The sequence below is a fragment of the Ruegeria sp. BA12 genome, from assembly GCF_056539625.1.
This window is the reverse complement of the sequence record NZ_JBQFVF010000004.1, coordinates 290,143-309,740: the sequence shown is the minus strand read 5'-3', so window position 1 is coordinate 309,740 and position 19,598 is coordinate 290,143. Positions and strand designations below refer to the sequence as shown.

Below are 19,598 nucleotides of genomic sequence, written 5' to 3'. Positions count from 1 at the left end.
CCTTTGATCAGTTTGTGGTTTCCAAACCTTCGGGTTTGCCGACAACAGTGAAATGCAGCCCCTCGGGGTCCAGCAATTCACTGGCCACACGGTTCACCTCGTCCAACGTCACCGCGTTCACCTTGTCGTTGCGGGTGGCGATATAGTCGATGGGCAGGTTTTCCATCTGCATACCGACCATGATCCCGGCGATCGGGCCATTGCCATCAAACCGTAACGGATAGGCTCCGGTCAAATAGGTCTTGGCGTCGTCCAACTCTTTTTGAGTCACACCTTCGGTCGCGGCACGCGCCCACTGGTCGCGGATCACCTCGACCGCTTCGGCGATGCGGTCATTGGCCGAGGACACCGAGCCCAGATAGACCGAAGCCAGATCCTTGGGTACCAGATAGGTCGCGACGCCATAGGTCAGGCCACGCTTTTCGCGCACTTCCTGCATCAGGCGGCTCTCAAAACCACCGCCACCCAGAATGTGGTTCAGAACAAAAGCGGCAAAGAAATCCGGATCGTCCCGGTCGATCCCCGCGTGGCCGAACAGGGCCACGGATTGCGGCGTATCGAACTCGACCACGCTGACGCCACCGGGGATGTCCACGTCAGCACGGCCCGGAATGGGTTTGCCCGCCTCGGGCAGATCCGCCAGCAACGTGTCCAGCAACGCGCCCAGCTCATCGGCTGTGATATCGCCCACCGCACCGACATAGAGGCGGTCCTTGGCGAACACATTGTCATAGGCGGTGACCACATCATCACGGCTCAATGCGCTGACGCTTTCCATCGTGCCTTTGCCCTCAGACCCATAGGGGTGATCGCCATATGCCATCTGTGCAAAATTGCGCCCGGCAATGTCATTGGGGTCAGTCTGGTCCGAGCGCAGCCCGGACAGAATCTGCGCCTTCACGCGCTCAACCGCGTCTTCATCGAACCGAGGCTCGTGGATCGTGGTGCGCAACAAGTCGATGACTTCGCCCCGGTTCTCAGTCAGAAATTGCGCGGAAATCGAAACGGAATCATCCGACGCGTTGTACCGGAACGAGGCCGCCAGTGATTCCAACTCGCGCGCGTAGGTGCGGGCGTCCATGTCACCTGCGCCTTCTTCGATCAGACCGCTCATCAGATAGGTGGCGCCGCGTTTGCCGGGCTCATCCAGCGACGTGCCACCGCGAAAACGTAGTTCCAGCGCGGTGAAGGGGATCGAGTGATCCTCGACCAGCCATGCGGTGATACCGCCGGGCGAGGTGACCTCTTCGATCTCGATCTCAGCCCAAGCAGGCAGCGCGATGACAAAGGCGATCAGGGTTGAAAAAATCCGTTTCATTGCGTCACCTCATCGTCGCGCATCAGCCACCCAGTGACCGACGCCTCGGGCTGCAGAACCTCACGGGCGGCGGCGATGATTTCTTCCCCGGTCACGGCCTGCAGGATATCGGGCCACGCCTGTACATCCTCGACCGTCAAGCCGCTGGTCAGGGCGCGGCCATAGCGGTTGCCGATCCCGTCCACATTATCGCGCGCAAAAGTCTGGGCGGCGCGCAGCTGCATCTTGATCCGGTCAAGGTCTTCTTCGTTCACACCTTCAGCGATGAAGTCGGCGACGGCTTGATCCATGGCTTCTTCGGCTTCTTGCAGCGACACGCCCTGGGCCGGGACGACCAGCAGATCAAAGGTCGTGTCGTCCAGCGAGACGCCGCGATAGAAGGCACCCGTATAAACGACCTTTTGCTGTTCGAATTGCAGTTTTTCGTTCAGGTAGGACGTGGTGCTGCCCCCCAGCAGTTCGGCCAGCAGGAACAGCGCGGCGGCTTTTTCCTGCGCACCGGCATCCCGTTCGGGCGCGAGATAGCTGCGCTGGACGTAAGGCTGCGAAACGCGCGCGTCCTTGAAGGTCAGGCGACGTTCGGCCGATTGTGGCGGTTCCTGGGAACGTACGCGTTCAGGTAAGTCCGGGTTGGCGGGGATAACGCCATAATACTGTTCGGCCAGAGTTTTGACCTCATCCGGCTCCACATCGCCGGTCACCACCAGAATGGCGTTATTGGGCGCGTAATGGGTCTGATAGAAGGACAGCGCATCCTCCATGTCCAGCGTCTCCATCTCGTGCTTCCAGCCGATGATCGGCACGCCGTAACGATGGTTAAGGTACTGAGACGCGCTCATCTGCTCGCCAAAAAGCGCCCGCGGGCTGTTTTCGGTACGCTGGTTGCGTTCTTCAAGGATCACGTCACGCTCGGTTGCGATATCCTCTTCGCTCAGGCGGATATTGCGCATCCGGTCCGCCTCCATCCGCATCATCAACTCCAACCGGTCGGCAGCTACGCGCTGAAAATAGGCAGTGTAGTCATAGGAGGTGAAAGCATTGTCATTGCCACCATTGGCGGCGACGGTAGCGGAGAACTCGCCCGGTGCCAGCGTATCGGTGCCCTTGAACAGCAGATGCTCCAGGAAATGCGCCACGCCGGACGAACCAACAGGCTCATCCGCAGATCCGGCGCGATACCAGACCATGTGCTGCACGACCGGGGCGCGGTGATCTTCGATCACAACGACATCCATGCCGTTATCCAGCGTGAAAGTGGTAACCGCCTCGTGCCCTTCCTTGGCAAGCAAAGGGGTGGCGGCGAACAGGGCGGCAGATAATGCCAGGGCCCGAACCATGGGGCGTCCTCCGTTTCGTTTGATGGTGTTCAAACTACGGTTGTGGTGCGCAGGTTCAAGGGTGATGACGGAAAGTTAAGATTTATTCATCAGCCGGTGGGGCCGAGGGCGTCTCAATCCCGGCCTGACGCGCTGCTTCGTTCTGCCGATTGGCATCAAGTGCCTCGCGACTGTAAACCTGCGAATAGCGGTCTATCTTGAACAGGCGCAGACGGGTCAAGCGGCCCTGCTTTCTGCGAAACTCGGCGTCTTCGGTGTCGACGACCTGACGCGTGTTGGACGGTACGCCATAGCGGCTTGAGGCCGTCACCAGCGCGCCATCAGATGCAGGAATTGCGGCATTCGGGTTCAACGCCGCTTCGCTACCGCCCAGCGCCACCACGGCATCCGCCTTGGGGTTTGGGTCGGTCAGGTTGGAACCGCCCGGTGTGGGCGCAGGCAGGAACTTATAGTCCTTGGGCTGGGTCAGCGGTTTGACCGGCATGACCGAAAACTCATCCGGTCCGTCCCCCGGTGCCTCAAGATGGCGCAAACCGATATCCGAGCACCCGGCAACCGCAAAGGCCAATGTCACAGCAAAAATGGAACGCGGCAACCGCATCAGAGTCTCCAGCCAGTTTCAGGCGCTTTTATCGCATATCACCCGGCGCGTCACGAGGGCTTTTTGCCATCGAACAACACAAGTCCGAAAGCACCCGCAAAGATGAACACATCGGCCAGGTTGAAAACAAACGGATTGTTGAGGCCGCAACAGGACATGTTCAGGAAATCCAGAACATAGCCGTACAGCACCCGATCCACCACATTCCCAAGCGCGCCACCAATCAGCAACCCGCCGCAAAACAACATCAGCTTGGACGGGGTTGTCCGCATCAGCCAGATCAGCACGCCAATCGCAACAGCCAGCGAGATGCCGATCAGCACCCAACGGGCGGTGTCGCTGTCGCCTTGGAACAGGCCGAAATTGATGCCCCGATTCTCACCGTATTTGAACACCAAGAGCGGCGGCAGCACGTCGATATTTCCCTCGGCCACACGCATCACGTGAACGACCAGATACTTACTGATCTGGTCGATCGCAAACGCAGCCAGCGCGGCCCAGAGCAGAATACGAGAGCGCATCAGTGGCGGAAGTGGCGCATGCCGGTGAAGACCATGGCCAATCCGGCCTCATCCGCGGCCGCGATCACCTCGTCATCACGCATTGAACCGCCCGGCTGGATGACACAGGTCGCACCAGCCTCAGCGGCTTCCATCAGCCCGTCAGGGAAGGGGAAAAATGCATCAGACGCAACGGCCGAGCCGATGGTGAGCGGCTGCGGCAAGCCGAGCGCGTCGGCCATGCGTTCGGCCTTCTTGGCGGCAATCATGGCAGAGTCCAAGCGGCTCATCTGGCCTGCACCAACGCCAACAGTCGCGCCATCTTTCACGTAAACGATGGCGTTGGATTTAACGTGTTTCGCCACTTTCCAGGCAAACAGCAGGTCGCGCATCTGCTCTTCGGTCGGCGCCTTTTTGGTGACGACCTTCAGATCGTCCATGCCGACAAAACCATTGTCCTTGTCCTGCACCAGCAGACCGCCCGCTACCTGACGCACGGTCTTGCCGCCTGCGGTCACGTCCGGCAGGGCTTCGGTGGTTAGAAGGCGCAGGTTCTTCTTGGCCGCGAAGATCGCTTTGGCCTCATCCGATGCACCGGGGGCGATCACGACTTCGGTGAAAATCCCGGTGATTTCCTGTGCGGTTTCCGCGTCGAGCGGTTGGTTCAGTGCCACGATCCCACCAAAGGCCGAAGTACGATCGCAGTCGAATGCCGACTTATACGCGTCCAGCAAGGTCGCGCCTGTAGCTACGCCGCAAGGGTTGGCGTGTTTGATGATCGCACAGGCCGCACCTTTTGCAGGATCGAACTCGGCCACCAGTTCAAACGCTGCGTCGGTGTCGTTGATGTTGTTATAGCTCAGCTCCTTGCCCTGGTGCTGAACGGCGGTCGCCACACCCGGACGGTTGGTTCCATCAGTGTAGAAAGCCGCCTGTTGATGACTGTTCTCACCATAACGCAGGGTCTGTTTCAGCTCACCGGCAAAGGCGCGGCGCTTGGGCGCATCAAGCTGCAGTGCGTCGGCCATCCAATTCGAAACCGCGGTGTCGTACGCTGCGGTCCGGGCGTAAGCCTTTTGCGCCAGCCACTGGCGGAAACCGTAGGATGTCTTGCCGTAATTCTCTTCCAACTGATCCAGGAGCGAAGAGTAATCCTCGACATCCACAACTACGTTCACAAAGGCATGGTTCTTGGAGGCCGCACGGATCATCGCAGGGCCGCCAATATCGATGTTCTCGATGCACTCGTCATAACCTGCGCCTTTGGCCACCGTCGCCTCGAACGGATAGAGGTTCACAACCAGCAAGTCGATCGCGCCAATACCATGTTCATTCATCGCAGCCACGTGGCCGTCGTTGTCGCGCAGCGCCAGCAGGCCGCCATGCACCATCGGGTGCAGAGTCTTGACCCGACCATCCATCATTTCGGGGAAACCGGTGATCTCGCTGACATCCTTCACCTCAAGCCCTGCATCACGCAGCGCCTTGGCTGTACCGCCGGTCGACAGCAGCTCGACCCCGCGCTCGGCCAGCGCCTTTCCCAGCTCGATCAATCCGGTCTTGTCGGAAACGGAAAGCAACGCGCGGCGCACGGGGTGAAGATCAGTCATGGGTCCAAAGGTCCTTTTGGCGTCAGTCAAACTCGGGCTCGTCCCGGTGCAGATCGCGCACGGCATAGGCTGTATCCTGAGCCTTACTCAGCGTCCACCGGGTGCGGGTCGCATACTCCATTGCGCGCCCGGATAGAACGATCTGTTTTGTCGCGCGTGGCTTTAAACGGCCTTTTTCAAGGTAAACGCTTGGTTCAACGGATAATTTTCCCACGCCATCATGGCGGAAAATCCAAATTTCGCCGCTTTTGAGCGCCATCGACACCGCCGCGCCGCCCAAATCAATGGCCGCATCCACGTCTGGATGCAGGTGAAACCGGATATCAAACCCGATCCCGTTCAGGCCCGAAGCGTCCAGCGCCCGGTCAAACTGCCGCTTGGCCTTGTCGGTAGCAGTCAGCAAAATATCCTCGCCCGTCAGTTCTCGCCCATCAAATCGCAGCTCAAACGTACGCGCATGGGTCAGACCGAACACTTTGGTATAGCCGTCATGCCCGACCATAAAGCGGGTGCCTTCGAATGCCTCTTCGAAATCAATCGGCACGTCTTGCGGTGCATCGACCAAAGCCTCTCGTTCACCTCCATTCCCCGCTGGTGCCAAACGCGCGCTAGAATAGCCATCCAGGCACAGGGTCGAATGCGAAGGTGTTGCGCGCCCGGCTCGCCGCCATTCCGTTCCGAAACTTTCGCCTGATCCGCAATTCACAATCAGTGGCCGCCGCCCCGAAGTTAGCTCAAACGCCAGTGTCGAGGCATGGGCATTATAAGATGCAGCCCCCTTGGGCGGCACGTTAGCATCGACGATCACGCTGGTCCGGGCCGCGTAAAGCCGTGCAAACCCCATCGCCAACCCAGTTGCGTGTTGCGGGCGAACCCCGCTTTGAGCCAACGCCTGATCCAGCCGCCCTTCGATCCCGCGCCCTCCGCCATGAAAGCGGGCCAATGCGCCGTCTGAATGGCGCAGGCTGCGCAGCGTCGGCGCCATGCGTTTGATCGCATCGGCCTGCGCGCCGGGGGTGCCTCGCCCCTGATCGCTCAGCGCGGCCGAGGTCCAGGACAGCAGGGTAAACACCTCAAGCAATTCTTCTGGATTGCGGGTGGAAATGCCACCTTGCGCGTCGATCTGCCTTTCGCATTCCCTTGCCAGGGCGCGCAGGGCCGGGTCGGCCATCTGCTCCAACCCTTTCAGCGCCAGTCCGGCCTGAACCAGACCGGCCAGAGCCTCGAACCGGGGCAGGCCCGGCGTGGCCGCTTTCCAGCGTTTGGACAGGAACCAGGTTTGCTGCGCCAGCGCGCGAAAGAACACAGCGCTCTGCTTGTCATCCATTCCACGCAGAAGGAAGACGGCGTGGTTGATCCAGCGCATCACCCGTCGGCCGGTCAGATCGGGTGCCCAGCCAGGCCCTTGCCCGCGGCCATGCGCGTCGATCCAACCCCACACCCAACGCTGCGCCTTTTCCCGCGCCCGCATATCGCCGACGGCGGCCAGATCATCCAGCCAGGCAAACCCGTGGCGCTCATTGTCAAAGCCGGTGCTGGGCGCGGTCACGTCCCACAGGCCGGTATCCTGTGCCTCGACCAGATACCCGGCAAACAGCAGATTTCCGGCGACCAGCTGCCGCCCCCGGGCAAATGAACCTACGGTGCGCGGTTCAGGCTCGGTGACGAAGCCGGCAGCGGCCTTGCGCCGCTGACTGAGCCGCGCATACAGACGGTTCTGAAACCACGTCCACCGGTTTGTCATGGTATCTGAGTTTGACATGACGCTCGTTACTCTGCCTCTCACGCTCTGCTGGCGCCTGAGACCCAACGATAGACCGGTGTGATCGTCAAGTCATCGAAAAGCGTGCCATCAGGCGGATTTGTTCAGGCAGGCGATATAGAACCCGTCCATGCCACCGCGATCCGCCCAATAATCGGGCCGCAGACGCAGGCCACCTTCTTCGGTGATCCAGCTTTGATCCACCCCGGTCACGTCCAGCGCGGTGCGGTCGATGCTCATGTCAGGATATTGTTCCAGCGCCTCTTCGATCTGCACCTCGCCTTCGTCAGGCAACAGGGAGCAGGTGCAATAGACCAACCGTCCGCCGGGTTTCAGCAGGGTCCAGGCATGGGCCAGCATCTGCGCCTGCAATTCAATCAACCCACCGAATTCCGAGCCGTCCTTGGCAAAGGGCAGGTCCGGGTGGCGCCGAATGGTTCCGGTGGCCGAACAGGGTGCGTCCAGCAGGATCGCGTCATACTGGCCTTGATGCTCCAGCGCGTCACCAGCGATGACTTGCGCTTGTAAGCCAGTGCGTTTGAGGTTCTCGCGTACTCGTTCCAACCGCGATTCTGAGATGTCGAGAGCCGCCACCTTGGCCCCGGCAGCCGCCATTTGCAGCGTCTTGCCGCCCGGTGCAGCACACAGATCCAGCACGGTTTCCCCGGGCTTTGGTGCCAGTACACACACCGGCAAAGCCGCCGCCGCGTCCTGCACCCACCAGTCGCCCTGATCAAACCCCGGCAGGTTTGAGACCTGCCCCGCATCCTGCATACGCATCGACCCGGTCGGCAGTGCCTCACCCGGTCCCTTGGCCCCCGGTTTCAGTGAGAGGTCCAGCGGTGCGCCAGTGAAATGCGCCTGCTCCATGCCTGCAACGGCATCAGTGCCCCAGGCCATGATCAGCGGCTCGCGCAGCCAGTCCGGCAGGCGCGGCACCCGCATTTTGGGCCAGGCTTCCGGCCCTTCGGCGGCAACCTTGCGCAGCACAGCGTTGACCAACCCCTTGAGCCGGCCATGTTTGCGCGACCGCCCCACAATTTCGACCATCGAGTTCACGACACCATGCGCGGCCTCACCCTGGCACAACTCAACCGCGCCCAGGCGCAGCGCGTTATGGACGGTCAGAGCAGGCGTCCTGTTAAGGTGATTGTCCAGAAGACGGTCAGCTCGTTCCAAACCGCGCAGGGTTTGCAAGGTCAAACGCTGCGCCCGCGCGCGATCCTCGGGGGCCAGTCGATCCAACGCGCCTGCGGCCAGGCATTCGGACAACAGCCGCCCCTCACCCAATATCTGATCCAACAGATAGATCGCGCTGCGTCGCGCCGCTGTTGCGTTGTCGGACATGAAACCGCCTTTGATGTGACTCTCGTCCGCATTGCCAAAGGCGGACGGGGGCGTATATCAAGCCCGTGCCCGGAAAGGAACCCGATGTCATGCCCGACACCACGAATGACGACCACAAAGACCTGCCCCCAGCCGCCCAGCGCGCCCTGGCCGAGGCGGAAGAACGCCGCAGCAAGGCCGAGGCAGAAGCAAAAGAGATGCCCAAGGAACTGGGCGGGCGCGACGGCCCTGATCCGGCCCGCTATGGCGATTGGGAAAAAAAGGGCATCGCCGTCGATTTCTGATTGATCAGCCCTGAAGTGCCTGCAGAAAATCGGCAATCAGGGCACGCTGCTTTTTCGATTTGACCCGCTCTTCGGGCCAAGTCAGCCAATAGCCGTCTTTGGTCTGCAAATCGGGCAGATCCAGCCGACACAGCCGACCGGCCTGCAAATCCGCGCTGGCCAGAGGCACCGAGCCCAGCACCACCCCAATCCCCTGCCGGGCCGCCGAAATGGCATGTTCCATCGAATCGAAACTGATCTGTGACGGCGGCATCTCGCCATGCCCCGTCTTACGCGCCCAGTCCCGCCACGCCGGGCGCTCGCCACGCAGCTCAATCAGCGGCACCCCCCATTTTACACCGGGCGCGGCCATCGGCACCAGAACCTCGCGGGCGATCAGGGCCGCATCCCGACCGGGCCAGGCCCCACGCCCATAGCGGATTTGCAACCAGGTCCGCTCCTCATCCAAGGACGACCGGCGCGCCACCGAGTCGGTCATCACCCGCACATTGGGTCGCGTTTCCTGAAACCGAGCAAGCCCAGGCAGAACCAGAGCGTGGATGTTCGAAGACAGGCCCGCGACGCGCAGCTCTTGCGGGGATTTGCCGAACAAATCTTCGGTGTTGCGCTCCAACGCCTGCAAACTCTCTTGCACCAGCGGCAGATAGCTTTCGCCTTCAACCGTCAGTGACACGCCTCGTGCCTCGCGCACGAACAGGGACCGGCCCAGCCAAGCCTCCAGGTTACCGATCCGCTGACTGACGGCTGCCTGTGTCAGCCCAAACTCTCGGGCGGCGGCGGAAAAACCACCCAACCGACCGGCGGCCTCGAACACGCGCAGCCAATCCAGCGGCGGCAATCCGATTTTTTTCTTTGCCATAAGATTTTCCAAGCCTCAGCCGAAAGAAGGATTAATTGTGTTAATGCCACAAGAGGCGTATCTGCTCAATCAAAGCCCGCGCTGAACAGGAGACCCCCATGCTGCGCACTGCCAATCACGATACTTCGGTTGTGACTGTTGAATTTGACACCGGAACTCAGGCCCGTTTCCATGCGATCTGGCTGCGCGATAATGCGCTGGATCCGGAGACACGCGCGCCCGGAAACGGTCAGCGTCTGATCACCATCAGCGACATTCCCGTCGATATTTCAGTCAGCTCCGCCGAGATCAGCAATGGCGATCTAACGGTCACTTTCCAGCCCGAAGACAAGACCGTGACCTTCCCCGCCGATTGGCTGGCCGATCACGTCTATGATTGCGCCCGGTCCTTAGAAACAGGCCGTGTCGCACATGGCATCACCACGTGGGAACGCGGCATCGAAGCGCCAAGTGCTGATTGGGGTGAAGTCCACGCCAATCCCGCCGCCAAGCGCGGCTGGCTGGCTGCAGTGGCTAAGTTCGGTTTTGCCAAGCTGACCGGCGGCCCGACTGAGCCGGAATCACTGCTGAAGGTGGCCGATCTGTTCGGCTACGTCCGCGAAACCAACTATGGCCCCTATTTTGAGGTTCGGACCGAGGTAAACCCGACCAACCTAGCCTATACTGGCCTTGGTCTTCAGGCGCATACCGACAACCCCTATCGTGACCCGGTGCCGACGCTGCAAATCCTCTATTGTCTGGAAAACAGCGCCGAAGGTGGCGATTCCATTGTAGTCGATGGTTTCCGTGCCGCCGAAAAACTGCGCGATCAGAACCCCGAAGGCTTCGCCCTGCTGGCAGGCTATCCCGCGCGATTTGAATACAAAGGTTCGGACGGCATCTGCCTGCGGTCTCGCCGCCCAATGATCGAGTTGTCGCCGGACGGTGAGCTAGTCGGCATCCGCTTCAACAATCGGTCTTCCGCCCCGTTTGTTGACGTGCCATTCGATCAGATGGAAGCCTACTATGCTGCCTATCGCCAACTTGGCGAGATCATCGACGATCCGGCCATGGGCGTGTCGTTCAAGCTGGAACCGGGTGAAAGTTTCATCGTCGACAACACCCGCGTCCTACACGCGCGGCTGGGCTATTCCGGCGCAGGATCGCGTTGGCTACAAGGCTGCTATGCCGACAAGGATGGATTGCTGTCGACGCTCGCAGCGATGGACATGGCGCAACCGGAGGCAGCGGAATGAAACCCGATTTCTCAACCCTCAACCGCGACAACATCGTGGCCTTTATCGGGGATATCTTCGACCGTCGTGGTGGCGAGGAATATCTGGGTGAACCGGTCACGATGGCAGAACACATGCTGCAAGGTGCCACAATTGCCGAACAGAACGGCCAGTCCGAGGAAATCATCGTTGGCGCGCTGCTGCACGATATCGGCCATTTCACATCCGAGTTCGGCACCTATCACCCCGACGATACCGAGGATCGCCACCACGAGGATGCGGGGGCCGAAGTTCTGGAACAGTTCTTCCCGTCAGTCATCACCGATTGCTGCCGCTATCATGTGGCGGCCAAACGGTATCTCTGTGCCACCAAGCCTGAATATTTCAACCGCCTATCCACAGCTTCGGTTCACACTTTGGAGCTGCAGGGTGGTCCGATGAGCGCCGAGGAAGTCGCGGAATTCGAGGCCAACCCGAACCTGAAAGAAGTCATTCAGGTCCGCTATCTGGACGAGGCAGGCAAGCGTGCGGATATGAAGACGCCGGATTTCACCCATTTCGCGCCGATGGTGCAACGCATGGTCGACAAACATCTGGGGGCGGCATGAACGCCCCCGAATATATCTTTGAGGCCAGTTCAAAGCCGTCCCTGCCCTGGCATGAGGTGCCCCTGATCCGGGCCACAGACGCGTCGGTCAAGGGCTATGGCTGTCTGGTCGATGACCCGGACGGCTTCGAGATCGAAATCTCTCGCTGGCCCCAACAGGGCTGGCGCCCCATCGACGAAGGCACCGGCGATGAAGGTGGCTGGGTTGAGGGCACGTTCAAATGCGACTGGCAGGGCGACGTGCTGTATGGTGAGAACGAGGCGGTTAAAGGCCACTATGTTCTGGGCTGGTCCGCTGACCCGCAACAGGCACAGACCGACCAGCAAACCGCGCCGCGTGATCAGGTGCTGCTGTGGCATATGAACTATCACCCAGACGGCGGACAGATGTTCTGGCCGTTGGACAACAAGCCCTTCATCGTTCCCGCTGCGCTGCCCGGGGACAATTTGACCCCCGAAAAGGTGGTCGCGTTCTGGTGTGACGGCTCGCGAGGCCTCTATATCCACCCCGGCATCTGGCATGAGGGGATTTTCCCCGTCGAAGACAATCAACGGTTCCTCGACCGCCAGGGCCGGGTCCACGCCCGTGTCAGCGCCGATATTGGCAAAGAATTCGGCGTTTATCTGGCCTGCCCGCTGCGTGATGAAAAGGTGAAGGATCTGTAACTGCACCTCAGGAAGCCTGTCTTCAGAAACCCTTAACCCTTAGCCGAAACATCTGTGATACTCTGATGCCACGTCCAACAGGCACGGGAGGTATCCGATGGGATGGAACAGGCGCAAAGTTGTCCAACTGGGAACCGCAGCAACGGTCGGAACCTTGTTGCCGCGCATGGCAACAGCAGCGGAAGACCAAAATGCGGCGTTCGAACAGGAATTCAGCACGACGCTCGATCATCTGAGAAAAACATTCTCGGGGCTTGGGTTCAACGAAGCAGCGCCACTGTCCGTTGCTTCCGGGCGCGATGACTATAACGAGGGGCTGCGGCACGATTTTGACCAATCCGCGCTGCCCTCGAACGCTTTTGTCATTCAACCGTTGGCTCGGGTTGCCGATGTCAGTGAGAAATCTCGTGCGGACGTGTTACCGCTGTTTCATGAGGTCGGCTGCCATCCCGCAGACGCAGACGGTCAAGCCACGACGCGTCTGATGATGCGCATTCTGACCGAAGCCTTCGATCTTGACCCCGCCCGCATTGCCTTTGTCAGCGTGCCGCAGTCCGAGGATATGCGCACGGTGCTGGACGAGATGGCCCTGCCCTTTACTGAAAAAGTGCTGCTGCGCGATGAGGTTGAGGCCCTGGCCGCCCGCGATGCCTCGGGCTTTTTCTTTCCTGATCCGTTTGGCGATGCCTACATCGTGACGATGGGCGTCTATTACCGCGTCGGTGATACGGATGAACTCGCCCCCACGGCCTATCCCCCGTCCGCCAACTGGACCGAGATCGGCGAAATCGTGATCGGAGGTGAGGCCGCGCCCCTTGGCATTTCCATCGGGGCCGAGCGCCTGACCTATGCCCGGACCGGCCGGTACCCGACATGGGATCAACGATTGGGGCTGCTCTTTGCAACGGTAGAACAGGATGGTGCAGAACCGCCCGGTCTGGCCGCATTCCGCTAAACAGGGTTACAGCCCCAGCACATCCACCATGTCATACTGGCCGGGGGCCTTGCCCTGCCCCCATAGCGCCGCCTTTAGGGCACCGCGCGCAAAGATGGCGCGGTCGGTGGCCAGATGGCGCAGAACGATGCGTTCTCCTGGGGCGGCGAACAGCACGTCATGCTCGCCGACGATATCGCCACCGCGAATGGCGTGGAATCCGATGTCTCCGCGTTTTCGGGCCCCGGTGATCCCGTCGCGGCCCCGGTCGGACACGTCGGCCAGATTGACACCGCGCCCTTCGGCGGCGGCCTCACCCAGCATCAGTGCAGTGCCCGAGGGCGCATCGACCTTGTGGTGATGGTGCCCTTCAATCACTTCGATGTCGAAATCCTCATCCAGCGCGGCGGCAACTTTCTTGGTCAGTTGCACCAGCAAATTGACCCCAAGGCTCATGTTCCCGGCCCGCACGATAACGGCATGGCGCGAAGCTGGCTCCAGCGCTGCGATCTGCTCATCCGACATGCCGGTGGTGCCAATCACGTGCACGCAGCGCGCTTGTGCCGCCAGCGCGGCGAATTCCAGCGTCGCTTCGGGTGCTGTGAAATCGATCACCGCCTGCGCCTGCGCAAATGCCTCAAGCGGGTCATCGGTCACGGTGACGCCCAGCGCTTGACCGCCCATGGCCGTGCCCACGTCCTGACCGATCCAATCATGGCCTGTACGCTCGACCACACCGACCAAACGCGCCTGATCGCTGTCGGTGACGGTCTTGATCAGCATCTGCCCCATACGGCCCGAAGCCCCTGTGATGACGATCCCCGGAATATGGGTCATTGCGCTGGTCCTTTCTAAAGTCGGCTCAAAGCCTCCTACCCGGTTCGCGCCCGCTTGGCAAAGCCCAGCTTTGCGCTTAGATCGGGGATATGGCAAAGAACAAATTCCACGATGGCCCCGGCCCCTCCCAACGACAGCTGCGCGTCGGCGAACTGATCCGACGCACCCTGTCCGAGGTTCTGGCGCGCGGAGATGTCCACGACCCCGACCTGAACCGCATGTCGATCACTGTAGGTGAGGTGCGCACCTCGCCCGATCTGAAGATCGCCACCGCCTATGTGCTGCCCCTTGGAGGCAAAGGGCAGGAAGATGTGATCGAACTGCTCGCTCGCAACAAGGGCGAGTTGCGGCGCGTGATCGGCAAAAAGCTCAACCTTAAGTTTTCGCCCGATCTGCGGTTCCGTCTGGATGATACTTTCGATCGTCTGGACGACACCCGCCGCATGTTCAATCAGGACGCGGTGCGCCGCGATCTGGACGAGTGATCCGCACACTGGTCACGTTGGGCGCGGTTTTCTGGGCCGCGCAGGCCGGCGCGGTCACCTGCGAAAAGCTGACCCACGAGAATAAGCGGTATACCGTTTGCGAGGTGGACGCCGCCAACGAAGACCTGCGCCTGTTTCTGAACGACGAAAATGACGACCTGCTGGGGCATTTCTCATCGGTGAACGAGGCGCTTGAACCCATTGGAAAGCGTCTGGCCTTTGGGATGAACGCCGGTATGTATCACGACGACCGCTCGCCCGTCGGCCACTATGTCGAAGAGGGCGAAGAGGTCATGCGCGTGATCCCGAATCCCGGCCCCGGTAATTTCGGCCTGCTGCCCAACGGCGTGTTCTGCATCCGCGACGGTCGTGCCGATGTATTCGAGACGCTGGATTTCGTCGAACAGGCCCCCGACTGCCGGTTTGCCACCCAATCCGGCCCGATGCTGGTGATCGACGGAGAGCTGCATCCGCGCTTTCTGCCTGACTCGACCTCGCTCTATGTGCGCAACGGGGTGGGCACCAGCGCCGATGGCACGCGGGCGTTGTTCGCAATCTCGGATGACTACGTCACTTTTCATGAATTCGGCAGCCTTTTCCGCGACGTGCTGGAAACGCCGAATGCGCTGTTCTTCGATGGCAATATCTCACGCATGTACGACCGGGCCAGCAACCGCTCGGATGTTGGCTTTTCGCTGGGACCAATCGTGGGTGTGGTCGAAGACACACCGGGAAATTGACAGGACCCGGGTGATCCGTTAGGTCGCGCGCCTCAGCAAAGGGCAAGGTGCAAGATGGGACGTAAACGCAAGGGTCGAGACATTTCCGGCTGGCTGGTGGTGGACAAACCCGCGGGCATGACCTCGACCGCGGTGGTCAACAAGGTACGCTGGGCGATGGACGCAAAAAAGGCGGGCCATGCAGGCACGCTGGACCCCGAAGCGACCGGTGTTCTGGCCGTGGCATTGGGGGAGGCAACCAAGACCGTTCCCTACATCACCGACGCGCTGAAAGCCTACACATTCACCGTGCGTCTGGGTCAGGCCACCAATACCGACGATGCCGAAGGTGAGGTGATTGCACAAAGCGATGCGCGCCCCTCGGATGAGGATATCAAACAGGCATTGGCCCCTTTTTTGGGTGAGATCATGCAGGTTCCGCCCAAGTTCTCGGCGGTGAAAATTGACGGCCAGCGCGCTTACAAGCTGGCCCGCGATGGCGAGGACGTGGAACTGACCGCTCGCCCCCTATGGGTTGAGGAACTGATCCTCGTCGACCGCCCCGATGAAGATCACGTCGTACTGGAAATGACCTGTGGCAAAGGCGGTTATGTCCGCTCGATCGCCCGCGATCTGGGGGCGGCACTGGGATGCCACGGTCACGTCAAGGTCCTCCGCCGCATCTGGTCCGGCCCGTTTGAGGCCGAGGACGGTTTGAGCATCGAACAGATCGACGAAATGGCCAAGACAACCGCGTTGGACGAGTATCTGCATCCGCTGGAAACCGGTCTGTCGGATCTGCCCGAACTGAAATGTACCCCTGAAGGGGCCACTCGCCTGCGCAACGGCAACCCGGGCATGGTGCTGGCCTCGGACGTGGAATACGGCGACGAGGCCTGGGCCTCGCTGGACGGCAAGGCCGTTGCTGTAGGTATCTACAAATCCGGCGAATTGCATCCCAACCGGGTGTTCGTCGATTAAACGGCGTGTTAGGCGAATGGCATGATCACCCGAACGCATACCAAGGGCGATGCGCCCTCGACCGCCATTTATTCCGATTGCGAGAAGTATCGCTATAGCCTGACCCGCATCTGGGACCCGGAGGGATGCAAGGCGCTGTTCGTGATGCTGAACCCCTCAACCGCGACCGAGGTGCAGAACGACCCCACCGTCGAACGCTGTGAACGGCGGGCGCGGGCGTTGGGGTTCGGGGCGTTTCAGGTGACCAACATCTTTGCCTGGCGCGACACCGACCCGCGCAAGATGCGCGCCGCCACCGATCCAGTGGGGCCTGCGAATGACGCGGCGATTCTGGACGGCGTCGAATGGGCCGATCAGGTCATTGCCGCCTGGGGCACCCATGGTGCGCATCTGGATCGCGGCCCGGCGGTGGAAACCTTGCTGCGCGGCACCGGCCAACCACTGTTTCACCTGGGGCTGACCAAGGGCGGACACCCGAAACACCCGCTCTATATCGCCTATACTCAACAACCCGAACCGTGGTGACAAAAGGTTAACCACGAGATCAGCTTGGCTTTGACCAAGTGCTTGACCGCATGAGACATTTACCCTCGGGGCAGTACGTTTACGGAGGGTTCCCATGTTTCTGATCGGATTTCTAAGTCTGGCCGCTGTCGGTGGCGCAGCCTTTGCCATGAGCGACGCGTTTGTCCCCGAAGACACGCCCGAAGATGATGACAGCATTGACGATCAGCCTGATGAGGTCTCTGACGGCAAGTACCTTGAGATCGACGAAACCGACGAAGACCCGACCACGTCCCAAGACACCGCGGAAGAACAGGAACCATCGACCGGAACCATCCTGTCCGAATTTGAAGGCGATCTGGTCATTGCCGGAACCGAAGAGGCGGATGTGCTGACCGGTCAGGACGGGGACGACCAAGTCAATGGATATAGTGGGGATGACACCATCGACGGTGGTGAAGGCGATGACGTGCTTTTCGCCGGTGAAGGGGCGGATTTCGTGTCAGGAGGCGCGGGCGACGATATTCTGCATGGCGAGGATGAGGATGACCTGCTGACCGGGGGTGAAGACGATGACATGCTTTATGGTCATTCCGGCGCAGATCAGCTGGAGGGGGGCGAGGGTGAAGATGCGCTCTATGGCGGGCAGGACGATGACACGTTGGACGGTGGTGAAGGCGATGATGCACTGCACGGCGGGTATGGCGACGACATACTGGACGGCGGCACGGGTGAGGATGTTCTTTTTGGCGGCGACGGCGACGACATATTGAACGGCGAAGAAGAAGTAGACGCTGTCGATTTCCTGAACGGCGGCGCTGGCGAGGATACGATTCTGGCCGATAGCGGCGACATCGTCACCGGCGGCGACGGCGCGGATGAGATTATCCTGACCCCCGAAGCCGAGGATGAAGCGGTGACCGTGATGGATTTCCAACCCGGTCAGGACAAGCTGTTTGTATCATGGGATGGTCAGGAAGACCCCGACATTCAGATCGAAACTGACGCTGAAAACGAGAATCTCACACATGTGCTGATCGACGGGCAGGATGTGGCGCAGCTGCTGGGGGCCGAAGGGTTGACGGCCGACGACATTCAGCTGATCTCTGAGATCGATCTGGCACAGCTGGTCGCATTGGGCTGAGCCCGAAGAATCCTTTTGCCATTCGCCAAAATTACGCTTATACGCGCGCATCCGCATCGGAATCGGTGCGGTCTTCTCCATGGGCCTGTGCTGGACGACATCCCGGCCTGCGCCATCAACTCTAACCTTTTAAAGGAGACCCCGATGTCGATTACTGCCGCTGAAAAAGCACGCGTTATGAAAGAATTCGCAACCAAGGACGGCGACACCGGTTCGCCAGAAGTCCAAGTTGCCATCCTGACCTCGCGCATCACCACCCTGACCGAGCACTTCAAGACCCACAAAAAAGACAACCACGGTCGTCGCGGTCTACTGAAAATGGTCGCCCAGCGCCGTAAGCTGCTGGACTACCTGAAGGGCAAGGAAGAAGCACGCTATCAGGACCTGATCAAAAAGCTGGGCATCCGCCGTTAAAATCGGACTGTACAGCTGGTACAATTCAGACGCCCGCCTTTTTGGCGGGCGTTTTTTTGTTTTACCCCGCCAGTGATGGTAAAGCGCATGAATCGCGAACGTGCTGAAACGGATACAGTTTTTCCTTACACTTCGCCAACCTTAGCGTCGGAACACACTTTCCCGGTGCCGCGAAATGACCTCATTGCGGCCTTGATTGAACCCCCGCACATGGATTTTGTGTCCGCGTAAGATTTGGGACCGAAGAAATTAAATGACAGACTTCAGCATCAGTGGTGGTGGCTCCACCGACTTTACAGATACGTCCCCTGGTGGCGGATTCGTTATTGACTTCGATAGTCTGGACAACAGTTTCAGTCTTCAGATCAATGACGTCGATCTGTTTGTCGGCGGGCCTGCCGGAGCCCCAAATGAGCTTCAATTTCAGATACCTGGAACCGCGGGCCAAACGGTTCAGTTTGCTGACGGTGACAGGTATGAGATCGACACACCTGCCGTTTGGCAGCTGGGAAACACGAATGGGGAACCCGTCGTCCGGTTAGAGGTAAATCCGGACGGAACCATCGCGCTGTTTGGTGTGAAGGTGAACAATGGGCCGCTGGAACCGCTGGCGCTGTTCAATGGATTGACCGTAAACACCGATGCAATTGCTGCGGCTTGGAATGATAGCGGGCAAAACGAAATTGACATCAACCAGTCACAAACGGGCCCAACAAACGCAAGCGGCGAGTTTGTGGACGTGCTATGCTTTGCGTCCGGAACCCTTATTGAAACGCTTCAGGGTCCAAGGCGGGTCGAGGACCTGCAAGTGTCAGATCAGGTTCTGACCTATGATCATGGCCATAAACCTATCCGATGGATCGGGTCACGCTGTCTCAGCAACGCTGAACTGGAGGCCCAGCCGAGACTTAAACCGATTCTGATCCGCGCCGGTGCCTTGGGGGCAGGATACCCCAAGCAGGATCTTGTCGTCTCACCACAGCATCGTGTTCTTGTTTCCTCAACGGTCGCTCTGCGCATGTTTGATTGTAAGGATATCTTGATCCCGGCGAACAAGCTTCTTCCGCTTGACGGCGTTGAGACACTGGAAAACACATCAGACGGGGTGGTGTATTTCCATCTTCTGTTCGATACGCATGAAATCATCTGGTCCAACGGCACACCAACGGAAAGCCTTTTTACAGGGCCAGAAGCCATAAAATCAGTCTCGGAAGAGGCCCGGCAAGAGATAATGGATTTGTTTCCCGGATGCGGCGACCCACAGGTTCAGGCGCTGTCGGCACGCTATATTCCCCAAAAGGGCAAACAAATGCGAAAGCTTGTCCAGCGGCATCAGAGCAATCAAAAACCTCTGTTCGGCGAATTCCCCGCTTAGAATTCTTCTATTTGATAGCAAAACAAAGCTTTCAGATTTTAGGCCGAGAACCGACCTAAGGCGCAACAAAAAAACGCCCGCCTGATGGCGAGCGCTTCCG

21 protein-coding genes are annotated in these 19,598 nt (G+C 59.9%); 12 read left to right on the top strand and 9 right to left on the bottom strand.

Annotated elements, in window-relative coordinates; all coding sequences use genetic code 11:
• Window positions 1-7: 7 nt before the first annotated feature.
• The 7 genes from ACR0B0_RS11045 to ACR0B0_RS11015 all read right to left on the bottom strand — a co-directional run bounded on the left by ACR0B0_RS11045 (window position 8) and on the right by ACR0B0_RS11015 (window position 8,475).
• The gene (locus ACR0B0_RS11045; RefSeq protein WP_480647773.1) at window positions 8-1,318 is read right to left on the bottom strand and encodes a M16 family metallopeptidase; all 1,311 of its coding nucleotides are present in this window, start codon (window positions 1,316-1,318) and stop codon (window positions 8-10) included.
• Window positions 1,315-2,655 carry a M16 family metallopeptidase gene (locus ACR0B0_RS11040; RefSeq protein WP_480647771.1) on the bottom strand — a complete coding sequence of 447 codons (1,341 nt, stop codon included), beginning with the start codon at window positions 2,653-2,655 and terminating at the stop codon, window positions 1,315-1,317. Before ACR0B0_RS11040 ends, ACR0B0_RS11045 begins: the two co-directional genes overlap by 4 nt.
• An 82-nt stretch (window positions 2,656-2,737) precedes the next feature.
• Window positions 2,738-3,256 (bottom strand): DUF3035 domain-containing protein, encoded by a 519-nt coding sequence (locus tag ACR0B0_RS11035; RefSeq protein WP_170349817.1) that lies wholly within the window; start codon window positions 3,254-3,256, stop codon window positions 2,738-2,740.
• Between the two features lie 50 nt (window positions 3,257-3,306).
• Complete coding sequence (lspA, locus tag ACR0B0_RS11030; protein WP_170349816.1) at window positions 3,307-3,777, bottom strand: signal peptidase II; 471 nt, start codon at window positions 3,775-3,777, stop codon at window positions 3,307-3,309.
• Window positions 3,777-5,366: a bifunctional phosphoribosylaminoimidazolecarboxamide formyltransferase/IMP cyclohydrolase gene (gene purH / locus ACR0B0_RS11025; RefSeq protein WP_480638237.1), complete on the bottom strand. Its 1,590-nt coding sequence runs from the start codon at window positions 5,364-5,366 to the stop codon at window positions 3,777-3,779. Before purH ends, lspA begins: the two co-directional genes overlap by 1 nt.
• A gap of 22 nt (window positions 5,367-5,388) precedes the next feature.
• The gene (locus tag ACR0B0_RS11020; protein ID WP_480647769.1) at window positions 5,389-7,128 is read right to left on the bottom strand and encodes a heparinase II/III family protein; all 1,740 of its coding nucleotides are present in this window, start codon (window positions 7,126-7,128) and stop codon (window positions 5,389-5,391) included.
• A 90-nt stretch (window positions 7,129-7,218) separates the two neighbouring features.
• Window positions 7,219-8,475 carry an RsmB/NOP family class I SAM-dependent RNA methyltransferase gene (locus ACR0B0_RS11015; protein WP_480647767.1) on the bottom strand — a complete coding sequence of 419 codons (1,257 nt, stop codon included), beginning with the start codon at window positions 8,473-8,475 and terminating at the stop codon, window positions 7,219-7,221.
• Window positions 8,476-8,564: 89 nt separating this feature from the next.
• Between ACR0B0_RS11015 and ACR0B0_RS11010 the strand changes: the two genes are divergently transcribed.
• Entirely contained in the window at window positions 8,565-8,759 is a 195-nt protein-coding gene (locus tag ACR0B0_RS11010) for a DUF1674 domain-containing protein (protein WP_170349812.1), read from the top strand.
• A gap of 4 nt (window positions 8,760-8,763) precedes the next feature.
• Here the strand turns inward: ACR0B0_RS11010 and ACR0B0_RS11005 are convergent, their stop codons facing one another.
• Complete coding sequence (locus tag ACR0B0_RS11005) at window positions 8,764-9,618, bottom strand: LysR family transcriptional regulator (RefSeq protein ID WP_170410700.1); 855 nt, start codon at window positions 9,616-9,618, stop codon at window positions 8,764-8,766.
• Window positions 9,619-9,716: 98 nt separating this feature from the next.
• Here ACR0B0_RS11005 and tmpA point away from each other — a divergent pair, with 98 nt between their 5' ends.
• From tmpA to ACR0B0_RS10985, 4 genes are all read left to right on the top strand, one after another.
• Window positions 9,717-10,853, top strand: coding sequence for a 2-trimethylaminoethylphosphonate dioxygenase (gene tmpA, locus ACR0B0_RS11000; protein WP_170349810.1), 1,137 nt, complete (start codon window positions 9,717-9,719; stop codon window positions 10,851-10,853).
• The gene (tmpB, locus tag ACR0B0_RS10995) at window positions 10,850-11,440 is read left to right on the top strand and encodes a (R)-1-hydroxy-2-trimethylaminoethylphosphonate oxygenase (protein ID WP_480647764.1); all 591 of its coding nucleotides are present in this window, start codon (window positions 10,850-10,852) and stop codon (window positions 11,438-11,440) included. Before tmpA ends, tmpB begins: the two co-directional genes overlap by 4 nt.
• Window positions 11,437-12,105, top strand: a complete 669-nt coding sequence (locus ACR0B0_RS10990) for an ureidoglycolate lyase (protein WP_480647762.1) — start codon at window positions 11,437-11,439, stop codon at window positions 12,103-12,105. The genes tmpB and ACR0B0_RS10990 overlap by 4 nt, the downstream gene beginning before the upstream one ends.
• A 97-nt stretch (window positions 12,106-12,202) precedes the next feature.
• Window positions 12,203-13,060 carry a hypothetical protein gene (locus ACR0B0_RS10985; RefSeq protein ID WP_425081377.1) on the top strand — a complete coding sequence of 286 codons (858 nt, stop codon included), beginning with the start codon at window positions 12,203-12,205 and terminating at the stop codon, window positions 13,058-13,060.
• A gap of 6 nt (window positions 13,061-13,066) precedes the next feature.
• Here the strand turns inward: ACR0B0_RS10985 and dapB are convergent, their stop codons facing one another.
• Window positions 13,067-13,876 (bottom strand): 4-hydroxy-tetrahydrodipicolinate reductase, encoded by an 810-nt coding sequence (gene dapB, locus ACR0B0_RS10980; protein ID WP_170376179.1) that lies wholly within the window; start codon window positions 13,874-13,876, stop codon window positions 13,067-13,069.
• An 89-nt stretch (window positions 13,877-13,965) separates the two neighbouring features.
• Between dapB and rbfA the strand changes: the two genes are divergently transcribed.
• The 7 genes from rbfA (at window position 13,966) to ACR0B0_RS10945 (ending at window position 19,498) form a co-directional block, all read left to right on the top strand.
• On the top strand, window positions 13,966-14,361 hold the full coding sequence (rbfA, locus tag ACR0B0_RS10975) for a 30S ribosome-binding factor RbfA (RefSeq protein WP_170349805.1): 396 nt from the start codon (window positions 13,966-13,968) through the stop codon (window positions 14,359-14,361).
• Window positions 14,358-15,101, top strand: coding sequence for a phosphodiester glycosidase family protein (locus ACR0B0_RS10970; RefSeq protein WP_480647760.1), 744 nt, complete (start codon window positions 14,358-14,360; stop codon window positions 15,099-15,101). The genes rbfA and ACR0B0_RS10970 overlap by 4 nt, the downstream gene beginning before the upstream one ends.
• A 54-nt stretch (window positions 15,102-15,155) precedes the next feature.
• Window positions 15,156-16,061, top strand: a complete 906-nt coding sequence (truB, locus tag ACR0B0_RS10965) for a tRNA pseudouridine(55) synthase TruB (protein WP_170349803.1) — start codon at window positions 15,156-15,158, stop codon at window positions 16,059-16,061.
• Window positions 16,062-16,082: 21 nt separating this feature from the next.
• Window positions 16,083-16,586, top strand: a complete 504-nt coding sequence (locus ACR0B0_RS10960; protein WP_170360724.1) for a DUF1643 domain-containing protein — start codon at window positions 16,083-16,085, stop codon at window positions 16,584-16,586.
• A 94-nt stretch (window positions 16,587-16,680) separates the two neighbouring features.
• Entirely contained in the window at window positions 16,681-17,709 is a 1,029-nt protein-coding gene (locus tag ACR0B0_RS10955; RefSeq protein WP_480647758.1) for a calcium-binding protein, read from the top strand.
• Between the two features lie 144 nt (window positions 17,710-17,853).
• Window positions 17,854-18,123, top strand: coding sequence for a 30S ribosomal protein S15 (gene rpsO, locus ACR0B0_RS10950; protein WP_008757925.1), 270 nt, complete (start codon window positions 17,854-17,856; stop codon window positions 18,121-18,123).
• A 253-nt stretch (window positions 18,124-18,376) separates the two neighbouring features.
• Window positions 18,377-19,498 (top strand): Hint domain-containing protein, encoded by a 1,122-nt coding sequence (locus ACR0B0_RS10945; RefSeq protein ID WP_170349800.1) that lies wholly within the window; start codon window positions 18,377-18,379, stop codon window positions 19,496-19,498.
• The last annotated feature ends 100 nt before the right edge of the window (window positions 19,499-19,598 follow it).